Source organism: Methanosarcina sp. MSH10X1 (genome assembly GCF_004099695.1).
GTDB lineage: Archaea > Halobacteriota > Methanosarcinia > Methanosarcinales > Methanosarcinaceae > Methanosarcina.
This window is the reverse complement of the sequence record NZ_SCHL01000005.1, coordinates 89,922-101,671: the sequence shown is the minus strand read 5'-3', so window position 1 is coordinate 101,671 and position 11,750 is coordinate 89,922. Positions and strand designations below refer to the sequence as shown.

General features: G+C 41.3%; 8 protein-coding genes. 2 read left to right on the top strand and 6 right to left on the bottom strand.

Annotation, left to right across the window (positions count from 1 at the left end; translation table 11 throughout):
* Positions 1-79 precede the first annotated feature (79 nt).
* Entirely contained in the window at positions 80-673 is a 594-nt protein-coding gene (locus EQO05_RS06050; protein ID WP_128504720.1) for a flagellin, read from the top strand.
* A 195-nt stretch (positions 674-868) separates the two neighbouring features.
* Here the strand turns inward: EQO05_RS06050 and EQO05_RS06045 are convergent, their stop codons facing one another.
* The 3 genes from EQO05_RS06045 to EQO05_RS06035 form a co-directional block, all read right to left on the bottom strand.
* Positions 869-1,051 (bottom strand): hypothetical protein, encoded by a 183-nt coding sequence (locus EQO05_RS06045; RefSeq protein WP_128504718.1) that lies wholly within the window; start codon positions 1,049-1,051, stop codon positions 869-871.
* A 336-nt stretch (positions 1,052-1,387) separates the two neighbouring features.
* Positions 1,388-2,662, bottom strand: a complete 1,275-nt coding sequence (hacA, locus tag EQO05_RS06040; RefSeq protein ID WP_240664383.1) for a homoaconitase large subunit — start codon at positions 2,660-2,662, stop codon at positions 1,388-1,390.
* A 557-nt stretch (positions 2,663-3,219) separates the two neighbouring features.
* Entirely contained in the window at positions 3,220-5,583 is a 2,364-nt protein-coding gene (locus tag EQO05_RS06035; RefSeq protein ID WP_128504944.1) for a disaggregatase related repeat-containing protein, read from the bottom strand.
* Positions 5,584-6,337: 754 nt separating this feature from the next.
* Between EQO05_RS06035 and EQO05_RS06030 the strand changes: the two genes are divergently transcribed.
* Positions 6,338-7,009 (top strand): hypothetical protein, encoded by a 672-nt coding sequence (locus tag EQO05_RS06030; protein ID WP_128504714.1) that lies wholly within the window; start codon positions 6,338-6,340, stop codon positions 7,007-7,009.
* Between the two features lie 453 nt (positions 7,010-7,462).
* Here EQO05_RS06030 and hdrB read toward each other — a convergent pair whose 3' ends face one another.
* The 3 genes from hdrB to hdrA are packed head-to-tail and all read right to left on the bottom strand — an operon-like array spanning position 7,463 to position 11,476.
* A complete protein-coding gene (gene hdrB / locus EQO05_RS06025) occupies positions 7,463-8,407 on the bottom strand; it encodes a ferredoxin:CoB-CoM heterodisulfide reductase subunit HdrB (protein WP_128504712.1) in 945 nt (314 codons plus the stop codon).
* Positions 8,361-9,071: a ferredoxin:CoB-CoM heterodisulfide reductase subunit HdrC gene (gene hdrC / locus EQO05_RS06020; RefSeq protein ID WP_128504711.1), complete on the bottom strand. Its 711-nt coding sequence runs from the start codon at positions 9,069-9,071 to the stop codon at positions 8,361-8,363. Before hdrC ends, hdrB begins: the two co-directional genes overlap by 47 nt.
* Entirely contained in the window at positions 9,068-11,476 is a 2,409-nt protein-coding gene (gene hdrA / locus EQO05_RS06015) for a ferredoxin:CoB-CoM heterodisulfide reductase subunit HdrA (RefSeq protein ID WP_128504709.1), read from the bottom strand. Before hdrA ends, hdrC begins: the two co-directional genes overlap by 4 nt.
* Positions 11,477-11,750: the final 274 nt, after the last annotated feature.

Genomic DNA, 11,750 nt, shown 5'->3' with positions numbered 1-11,750 from the left:
AGAAGATAGAAGAATCATGGGACATAATTTTCAAATTTTTTAATAAGTCCATTCGGAATAAAAAGAGGAGAAATATGGAATGAAAAGAATTTCCAGTATTTTAAAAAACGGTGAAATAGCCTTCACTGCACTTGAATCTGCAATCGTGATGACTGCTTTTTTAGTGATTGCAGTAGTATTCTCTTATGTGATTATTGGGGCAGAACATTCTACATTCAATACAGTTACAACAACTAACAGGGATGTGGAACCGGAAGGTCCTTCCATTGAACTTGTGGGAAGCGTGATAGCAAAAGCGGGTGACAATAAAGTAAACAATATTATCCTCACGCTTCAACTCACGAAAGATCAGCGGCCAGTAAACGTGGGAGCTGATAGCAGCCGGGGAATGATGATCATCTCTTATCTGGACAATGCTACTTATGTCGCAAGTACAAACTGGACCAGGAATTTTATAGGAGAGAATGATGGGGATGAATTGCTGGATCCATATGAGAGAGTAGAGATCAACATATCCGCACCGGCCAATTCGACACTACAGAGCACAGAAGCAGTTAATAGTAAATTCAGGCTTGAGGTAAAGCCTGAGACTGGTGTAATTACACCTGTATCAAGCACTATACCTGCCAGGATAGACACTGTTATGAACTTGAAACAAGCTTCAACGAGTTAAACTGGTTTTCTTCCCTTGAAGCCTTAAAAGAAACAGGCAGCACTCAAATAAAAAGACGAAAGAATACCTTGCCTGAGCATAAACCTGGAAGTTTGTCCGCAGACAAAAAAGAAAAACAAAAAATAGTGGCGGGAGAAGCCCGTCACAGTCACAGAGATATTAAGATCAGTTCTCAAGTTTCAGCTTTTACATCTTTCAACGTAGATGGAAAAGCCCTTCTTTTGCCTTGTTGAGGTGCTTATTGGCTTCCTCAATTTTATCGGCAGCTTCAAAGATATCATTAGAAGCATCGAGAAAACCATCTTTTTTGGCTTTCTGAGCCCATTCTCTGAAGCTCTGTATATGGCTTTCGTTATGCTCGATCCAGTGTTCAATCAAATTCGAAAGGTTTTCGTGACTGAGTTCTTCAGTAATAGTTGTCCCTCCTGTTAAAATATATGCGATTCATGGTATAAATGCCCGCTGGATATAATTAAAATTTTAATAATGCCGGACTGAAAAAATACAAGATAGATAAAAAATGGGAAATAAAAACAGGTAATAAAAAATGGGAAATAAAAACAGGTAATAAAAACAGGGAATAAAAACAGGGAATAAAAACAGGGAATAAAAACAGGGAATAAGAAATAGGAAATAAAAAACAGGGAATAAAAAACAGGGAAATAAAAAATAGGAAATAGAAGAAGGATAAATTCCTGGTCTTGCTTCCCGGATTCAAACTGTTCTCGGATCTGTAATCTCACCTGAAAGTGCCGAGGCTGCTGCGGTCGCAGGGGAGGCAAGGTAGATAAAACCACCTTTTCCCATCCTGCCTTTGAAATTTCGGTTTGCGGTTGAAATACAGACCTCTCCTTCCCCGAGCACTCCCTGGTGAGCGCCAAGACAGGGCCCGCAGCCAGGGGTCGCAAGCGTGACGCCTGCTTTGAGCAGAGTTTCCATTGTCCCGTTTTCAATTGCCGCAAGGAGAGTCGTGCGGGATGCAGGAATTACAATAGTCCTGACCGCAACTTTTTTCCCTTTAAGGATTGCTGCCGCGACCCCAAGATCTTCAAGTCTCCCATTCGTACATGTCCCTATAAAAACCTGGTCTACATGGATACCTTCGACCTCTCCCACAGGTTTTACATTGTCCACCTGATGAGGGCAGGCTACCTGAGGCTCGATATCACCAGCAGAATAAGTCAATTCTTTTGAATAGGCTGCGTCCTGATCGGCATAAACCGGTTCATAGGGAGCAGCCGCCCGATTATTCAGGAAATCGAAGGTTTGCTTGTCAGGCGGAACAATTCCGGTTTTTGCTCCCATTTCGATTGCCATGTTGCAGAGCGTCATTCTGCCTGAAACCGACAGTTCGGAAATAGCCGGTCCGTAGAACTCTACAGCCTTATACGTGGCGCCATCAATTCCGGTCTTCCCGATAAGGTAAAGGGTCAGGTCTTTCGCATAAACCTTTTCTTCGAGCCTGCCTTCAACTATGAACCTGAAACTCTCAGGCACCTTAAACCAGAGCTTGCCTGTGGCGAAAATCTCAGCCATGTCCGTGGCTCCCACACCTGTCGCAAAAGCCCCGAAAGCCCCATAGGTGCAGGAATGCGAATCAGCTCCCACAACCAGTTTTCCAGGCAGGGCGAATCCGTTTTCAGGAAGCACCTGATGGCAGATTCCTTCCCCCATCTCATAAAAGTTCGGAATGCCCTGCTCTTTTACCCATTCCCTGATTTCTTTTTGCAGGGTTGCCGATGTCTCACTGTTTGCAGGCGCAATATGGTCGAAGGGAATTATTATCCTTGAGGGGTCCCAGACCTTTTTCATTTCCATTTCTTTAAAAGCATTAACTGTAAGTATAGAGGTGCCGTCGTGCGCCATCGCATAATCGATATCTGCCAGAACGAAATCATTCGCCCTTGCCTCTGTTCCCGCTGCCCGGGAGAAGATTTTTTCGCTAATTGTTCCCAAAAGTAAGTCTCCTGTCTGATGATCAAATAACAATGTGGTATGAGGAAAAATTCAGATTCCTGAACTCACTATAATGAGTATAATATCCTTTTGATCTCTTTGAGATAAGAGGAGTTAAATAACTTCCCACTTTTCAACGGTTGCCAGGCATGTTATATGAGCATTGCCAGTAATTTTGCTTACTTAACTTGTTTTTAAAGCATTAATTACAAGTTTGCTTAACCGGTCAATGCCTGCTCCTTGCTTGCGAGAGTACCCTACTCTTGATATAAGCATTTACCTGATTAATGAAAGCATTAAGTGAATTAATTGCTTCCTGTGATCAATAACAAATCTTCATGCACCATAAAATTGTCCATTAGCGTCCCTTAGAATCAATATGGTAACATAAGCATAAGTCTCAGCATGCGTAACGGACCATTAATTAATTCAGGAAATAATAAAGCAAAACAGAGAGATATATTTCATTAAGTATCAGATCATTGATATTTTGTTTTGGATTCCTTTATTCATCAAAAATTATCTGCCTGTTCATTGTCATACATTTATCAATAAATCTCTATCAGAGATCAGTAAATAAATATTCTTTTTCAAATCTGGATAATATGCCGTATTAAAGATAAAAAAGCCTGCAGTAGATTATCTACTTTTAAGCCATTACTCACAATTCCCTCGCTTTGAACAAAAGTAGTATCTAGTTGAATTTTTGGCACTTGACTTTCGTTTCCGCAGTCACTACTGTAGAACGCAATATAATCGTTGCTTTCTGTGCGGGCTTTTATCAAAAAGCCAGTATTTTCATACTTTCCACTTGTATATTCTTTTACAAGATCAGTTACATCCAGTTCATAGTATCTGTTGTCAGGGATAACATTGCCTTTAAAAGTTAGAGTGGCATACGGGGTGCTACCTTGCAAGACACCGTTTTTATCGTACCAGTCTCCTCCTTGGTTATTCCATGCAACATCTTTATCCCTTTCATTCCAGCTTACATAATTTGAGTTCCATGCAGAAGCAGGCCTGTAAATTTCAACTACAGTGTCCTCAGATCTTGCATTTCCTGCAGGGTAATACCAGTAGAGAGAAAGGATCGCTTTACCAATTTGAGAGTTACTGGTATATTTGCTCAGATCAAACCACATTATGTCTCTGTACTTAGCACTCTCCTTTCCACCAATATCAATAAAGGGTGAACTCGGGTAGACGAAACCAGGAGAAGCCTCACGCAAGCGATTGTTAGATACTTCTATTTCTGAAACTGCGGGTTCCTGAGACATAGACTCTTCGGGCGGTTTTACATGAGCAGTACCTGTTACGGTACTGCTGCCTTCTGCATTGTTTGCAGTAATTTCTGGGTTTTGAACGTTTTTGATTGTGATTCCGGAAGGAGAATTAGATTTACTCACATTTATTAAGTCATTATTTTGGATTTTCACAACATTATTTGTGAAAGAATTTCCGTCTATATATATCCCATCTTGTTTTATATTTTCAAAAGTATTATCTGAGATTTCCAAGTTAATCCCATTTATCAGAAACTTCTGATATACTCCTTGATGGGAAAGATTACTAAAAGTATTTCCACTTATCAATATATCCCTGAAACTTCCTTCAAAGGGGAAAATAATTCCATGCATTCCACTTTTTTGAATATTATTTCTAATTATAAGCTTGCTGTCGGTTCCATTTCCTCCCTCGTACATATTACCCAACATACCATTAAACTTGTTATTTTCGTAAGTATGTACTCCATCATTTACAGCACCGCGTTTGAATATTCCTCCAAATCCGCCAAAAACTTCATTGTCGGAAAAGACAGACTGTTGTGTACCATCTGAGAATGCAAAATAGTATGGAAGCTCCTGTATGTACCTGTAATCATAAAGTGTACAATAGTACAGGGTATCAGGTGTTATTTGCGGGTATATCTTATTTCCAGTTACTACGAAATTAATAGTATCAGCATGAGCATCAATAACATTAGAACCAGTGATTTTTGCCCCTATCAGAGTGTTATCGGCAATAAAAATGTCTCGATTTAAAGATTTGAGTTCAGCTGAATTGGCTGTTATAGCATGCCTGCAATTTTCTATATGATTATTTTCAATATTAATAAGAGCCGTACCGCTGGCTACATTTACACCATATCCGCTTCCGGGAAGAAGTGAATTGTAAATTTCGTTATTATTAACATCCATGTTAAAACAGGAATACAGACAAATAGCACCAAATCCACTGTTATTGAACCAGGAATTCGTGATCGAACTGTCCTTGCAATATTGCATAACCAGTCCATGATGAGGCATCGTCTCACCCGTATCCTCCAGCCTTATATTCTTTATATTCACCTGGATAGGTCTATATACTTCCACCTGTACGGTTTCGGGCAATTTGTAGTCTCTAAGAAGTGGTTCATTTAAAGTAATGACATTTCCATTTACACTTTTAACAGCATAAATCTCACCTGTCATTTGATCAGGATAATTATCAGGATAATCTAAAGGACACCATCGAACATTTTTCCAGATCTTAATCAGATCATTCTGTCGAACCTGTGAAGCGTCAGTTAAAACCACCTGAGATGAACCTTCTTTAGCGTCAGCATATAGGGTATTGCTTGTGACCAGTGACCCGCCGAAATAGATCTCGTTAATTTCTTTATCAGAAGTCTGAATGTGAAGAGTTACTTTTCCTTCTCCGATTATGTTCAGACTTTTATCCTTTTGGACTATTCCTTTTGTGATATAATAGTCCCCTTCGCGGACAGCTATCGTATCTCCACTTTTTGAGTAATCCAGTGCCGCCTGAATACAGGCTGCATCGTTTGCATAGTTTGGTGCATGAAAAAGACCGGGTTCAGCGGATCCGGATTGTTTGTCAATCACGATATTTGCCGCCAGAGCTGCAGGGCTACTTAATGCGAGACAAAAAAGAGTAAGGATAAGTATTATCATAAAAGTTTTTAAGTTTTTCACTAGAGATTACTCCTTAACCTTTTTTACTTAGAGCCTGGACAAAAATTGCTGTGATAACTTAATAACCAATTATTATAATGACATATTCAAAACTGGAATAGATACTCAAAATCAGAGTTCTAACGTAGCTTTACGATACACCATTTTGACTTTTGGGAAGGCTCTAAAGGAATTTCAATAGGTTATTTTAAGAAGTTCGTGTTTTACTTTAATTAAGCCTTATTAATTATTTCATTAATTATTTCATGAATTATCAAATTTCCTATTTTATCTAAAAAGATATCTTTAGAAGTTTTTTGTAACTGCTAAAACAAATTGAGTGAGATTTTACTAAATCAAAATAAAATTTTGACCTCTAATGAGCCTTATTACAGCTTATTAAGAAATACTTTTCTGGCTTGAAGATATTCACTTTTATCTTTCACGGCCCCCATTATTTAACTAGTTTTATAAAATAGATAACTAAAAAGGAAAAATTTAAAAGCATTTTGTAAAATATGTATGAAGCTAATTCATTTTTGAAAATTATGATATTTTATGAAAAGGGCCAGATGTGAATGTCATTATTAGGGAAATCATATTCAACTTATTTATCTACAACGCCTTTATTTTAATTTTAATTATTTCTCTATTAATTATGCCATAGCTCGTATGTGTATGTTTTTGTATTTCGTTATGATGCCATATTTAGATTATACAAATTATCTGCAACAGATTGAAAATAGGAGTTAAAATGGGACTGCCAATAAAAATAATATATGTGTTCTTGATCTTCGTTTTGCTGACATCGTGTGAAGCAGCAACTGAAAATAAAGATATGCCTACTGAAGAAGAGGTAACTACTTTTATCGATAATTTTGAAGCTCCTGAATCTGGAGACTTCATAAGTTCAGCATATGATGCTTTTATAGAAGAGTATCCAGCCGGACACTGTGATGTGTGGTCTAATGGTATGATCAGTTTTTATTATTACGATCCTAACTCCCCTAAAGAGTACGGCGCAATATACCTCGGTAGTAATGGGGATAAAGCAAAGCCGGGTGGAACTGGCACAACCTATATAAAAAGTTATGAAGGCGAATATGATTCTGAAAAAAATACTCCTGTAGACCCCATACCTGCTTCAATTCAAGAACAACCTGATACGGCTCAGGAACAGCATGTCACAGCTCAGGAAGAGCCTGATATGGATGATGAACAGCAAGTTACGGTTCAAGAACAGTATGTTACGGTTCAGGAACAGTATGTTACGGGTGGAGAGCAACCTGCTAAAGACGAAGAGCAGCCTGTTACAAGAGAGGAACAACCTACTAATGATGAGGAATCATTCTGGAAAGACCCAATCATTAGTGGCATTACTGCTACAGTGGTTGGAGCTCTTATACTGAAAGTGATACGCTGTTGAACTTATTAAGTAAGGATTAAACCTATATACAAGTTACATAGCGTTCAACAGTAAGGCTGGATTAAAAGGCGATTATCTCTTGGTTGATATCTTTCCTGTAGATTTTAGTTGTTAACCTTCTTTATAAAGCTGGTGTTTTTAATATTTAAGGTGCTAAAGATAAAGAGTGAACAGCGCGAAGGCAAGTAAGGCCCCTAAGTGGGTAGACACAGATATTAAGATTAAGCAGGAATATAAAAAAGTAATAGATAAAGTATGACCGCAGATGACCGAACCCCACGAGATTTGAAGTGATTTAGGATTAAGGCAAAATCCTGAAAAAAGGAAAGCCTTAGAGAGCAAAGCCTGCAAGAACCGTAGAAATTGTACTCAAAAAACGGAATTTTTTTTATAAATTGCAAGAGGTCCCAAAAAGAGTAAAAATGTGACAGGCTCAACTCAAAGCCTGAATTTTTAAACTATTCCTTTCTTTTCCAGAAATTCCTCAAGAGGCACGGAATGGGTCTGGAAACCGCATACTTTGTAGGGGTGAGCCCCCATAGAAAGGGCTACGAACTGGGCAATATTCATGTGAACCATATCATACTTTACGTCAAACTCTTCTTCGATAACTGGCTGATAACGGTCATACTGGATATGGCAGTTCGGGCACATATGAATCATAAGCTCCACGCCCGCTTTCTGGAGGCTGTCGAGTTTTGTCTTTGTTACCTGAAGCGAGGTGTCTTTGTTAAGATGGAGCTGGGAAAAGCCCATCCCGCAGGTAAGAGTGCGGTCTTCGTACCAGCGCACGGGTTCGGCTCCGCAGGCTGCGGCTATGGTATCTATCAACTGGGGGTTTTCAGGGTTTCCGAGGACATCAAGATACTTAACTTTATAGTAATGGCAGGCATGGTGGGCTGCAGCTTTGACCCCTGAGAAGTCGAACTTCTTCTGCTTCTGGATCTCATTGACCTTGCTAAGGAGAATCTCTACTGCATGGTAGAAGTTTGTCCTCGGGTTCATATCGTCTTTTTCGTAAACAAGATTCTCAAGGCCCTGTTCCCGGAAGATGGAGTTAACTTTTTCCCGGATCTCGGTATTGGTATTAAGTACTTCACAGGCTTCCTTATTTATGGCATAACAGGTTGAACAGAGACAGGTTATATTGGGATAGCCGCAGCTTCTTGCGACTGCGAAGTTCCGGGCTGCAATTGCTGTTGTTGTCAGTCCTTCAAAAACATCAGTATAGTGCCCTATTCCTGTGCAGCAGGATTGTTTATCGTTTATGCAGTAATCTACTCCAAGCCTATCAAATACATAACGCGTTGAGGTTTCCACCCCTGGATACTCCTGCCCGACCATACAGCTTTTAAATAGTAAAAGCTGGCTGTCCGGAATACTCTCTATCGCTTTCAAAGCTGAAATCTCCGCTTTTGTTTTCCTTATTGATACACTGGTTCTTCAGGAGCCGGTGCAAACGTTTTTCCTGTATTTTTGCTTTGATCCATTTTTCCCTTTCAAAATAGCCAGTAGCCTCAAGAATTGCCTGAACTTCCCCATTGGTATTCCTGATATCCCTGGAACTGAGCCCCAATTCAACGCGGGTTGATTCAAGATTCTTCTTGAACCTGATCCAGCGTTCTCCAAGGTCTCTTTCCATATTCTTAACTCCGGCTCCAGGTACTTTGCTGGCTCCATTTTCTGCAAGATACTCTCCTATCTCAAGGAAATAAGCAAGCTTTTCAACCCCGATGCCCTCATTAATAGCCATCTGCCTGAGCACCTGCACAATTGTTACAGGGCTGTTATTCCTGGGACAGCGCACGTTGCAGGAATAGCAGTAGAAGCAGGACCAGATCATCTCGGACTCAAGCACACTGCGGTCATTTTCCATAACCTTTTTCACAATCTGGCGCGGGCTGTAATCTGTAAAGCGGGCTGCAGGACAGGAAGCCGTGCAGGCTCCGCACTGGATGCAGCGGTCAAGCCCCAGAGAGGCAGGTGTCCGGATGCTTTTCTTTGCGGTTTCTGCAAGGGTATTACATTCCGGGGTATCGTATTCGTTTACATATGGAATCATTTAATCATCTCTCCTTCCCGGGCAAGGCTGGTAAAAGTGCCTGCGAGCCCTTTTGTGTTTGGAACATAAGCTTTCTTGAAATAGAGTTTGCTTCCTGAATCTCCGATTTCTTTTTTCAACTTCTCGAAATGTCTGACAGTTAGAGGATATATAATCTCAGCTCTCGGGCTATCTGGCGGATCTTCTATAAAGAGGACAGCCGATGCCCCGCATTTGAAGGCTTGAAGCAGCAGGTCTTTATCTACTACCAGGTTTGTTGGCACCTTAATTAACTTGACATTTGAGGGATAGCTAAGTGCGTTATTTCCGATATTGTCGCAGGTTAAGGACGCAACCCCGCTGTTTACAAAGCCCAGCAGATCTCCTTCTTTAACCACACCTTCGATTTCGGCTTTTAGCTGGCTTTTTGTAAAGCTTGCAATCTGGATAGCCCCATTTTGGCAGAGTTCAGTACAATATCCGCATCCCGTACAGACAAGTGGGTCTACAGTGATCTTTCCACTCTCACTTAAAGAAAAAGCCTCGAATGGACACCTGAGACATTCCTGGCACTGGGTGCAGAGAAGCGGATTTATAGTCGGGATTTCGTTTACAAGGGCTTTCGGGCTGTCCGCAATAAAGGCCCTTCCCCTTACAGCTGCAAGCCCTGCCTGGGAAATAGTATCCGTAACATCCTTGGGGCTCTGAGCAGTGCCGCAAACAAAGATCCCATCCAGTGAGCTGTCTACAGGTTTCAACTTCGAGTGCCTTTCCTTGATAAAGCCGCTTTCGTCCTGGCTGATATTCAATATACTGGCAATTTTCCGGGTTCCCCTGGAAGGAATCATGGCAGCAGAAAGTACAACGAGATCGGCAGGCAGCTCTTTTATCGTCTGGGTAAGCGTATCTTCGAGTCTGACGACAAGGCTTTTATCTGGCTTCTCCACAACTTCGGCAGGTCTTCCCCTAACAAACTTGACCCCCGCATCCTGAACCGCCCGGTAGTAGTTCTCGTAGAAGCCAAGAGCCCTCAAATCGACGTAGCAAATCGTGATTTCAGTACCCGGATATTTTTTCTTTATCAGGTTGGAGTGTTTTAAGGCTGCCATGCAGCAATATCTGGAGCAGTACCGGTTCCCGCCTTCTTTTTCATCCCTTGAACCCACGCACTGAATCATAACTATCTTTTCAGGCCTTTCGGAGTCATTATCAGAAAAATCCTCATATGAACTCTCGTTTCCACAGGTACCTGTTGAGCTGACGGTGCGGGAATCCAGGCTGGAATCCGAAGGCCTTAGTAGTTCCCCTTTTGTAGGGCCATTGATCCCGAGCATCCTGGCAAGTTCCATCTGGGTAATCACATTTTTGAAAATTCCGTACCCATACTGGGGTTTCTGGGATGCATCATATTCTTCAAAACCTGTAGCTACAATAACTGCACCGACATTGAGCTCTATAATCTCTTCCTTCTGCGAAAAATCAATTGCTCCGGACTTACAGGCTTCCGCACATTTCCCGCAGGCTTCGCCATTCAGCTGCAGACAGTGATCAGGATCAATACAGTAGGTTTTTGGAACGGATTGCGAAAATCGCAAAGAAATTGCTTTTTTGTCCGTATGACCGCAGTTGAACTCATTTTCAACCAGAACAGGGCAGACCATGCTGCAACGGCCGCAGCCCGTACAATTATCTCGAACATATCTCGGTTTTTTCCTCAGCCGGACTGTAAAGTTGCCCGCACTTCCGCTTAAGCGTTCTACCTCAGTCCAGGTTAGAAGGGTTATGTTAGGGTTAGCTGCCACCTCATTCATTAGCGGGCTTAATGAGCACATTGCGCACTCTTCTGCAAGCTTGTCAGGAGAAAAAACCTTGCCTATTTTTGCCATATTCCCGCCAATACTTGAATCCTTCTCAACGAGGCAGGTGGAAATTCCATTATCTGCAAGGTTCACTGCCGCAGTTATCCCTGCAATTCCTCCGCCGATAACAAGGGCTTGCGGAACGATATTTACTTTTATTTCTTCAAGCGGCTCGAGATTTTCCAGGCGTCTCAGTTTTCCCCGCAGAAGTGAGAGAGCTTTTTCAGTCGCTCCGGCTCTGTCAGGATGTACCCAGGCACAGTGCTCCCTGAGGTTTGCAATTTCGAGCATTGCCCGGTTCAAACCTGCTTCCTGAATACATTTTTTAAATAGAGCGCCGTGTTTGGAAGGAGTACACGAGCCTATCACTATCCGGTCGAGGTTCCTTTCAGAAATCTTATTTTTGATGAGGGTCTGTCCCTCTCTCGAACAAAGATACTCGTAGTCGAAGACCGGGACCCCTTCTGCCTTAAGGGTTTTCTTAATAAAATTAATATCAATACGTTCCGAAATGTTCCCACTGCAATGGCAGATAAATACAGCGGCTTTGTCCAGGGCAGCGTTCATTATACTAAACTTTAGGGGATTCGTATTTAATACTTGCCAGAATACCCGGAAAGAATGGCACAAAAAGGAAAGAAATCGGTCTGCACTCGCAAAATATGGCTAATTTCAGAAGAGAAGAGGACTTTAATCAACCATTGCTCTGTTTATTATTATATTATATTTTCTCAGCAAAGGAAAACTACATTGAGAGATGTGTTTATCCTATATAATATAAGCTAATGCTCGGGTACGGAGTTATAATCGGCCCTATTTTGCAAACTGCAGGCTTTCCATG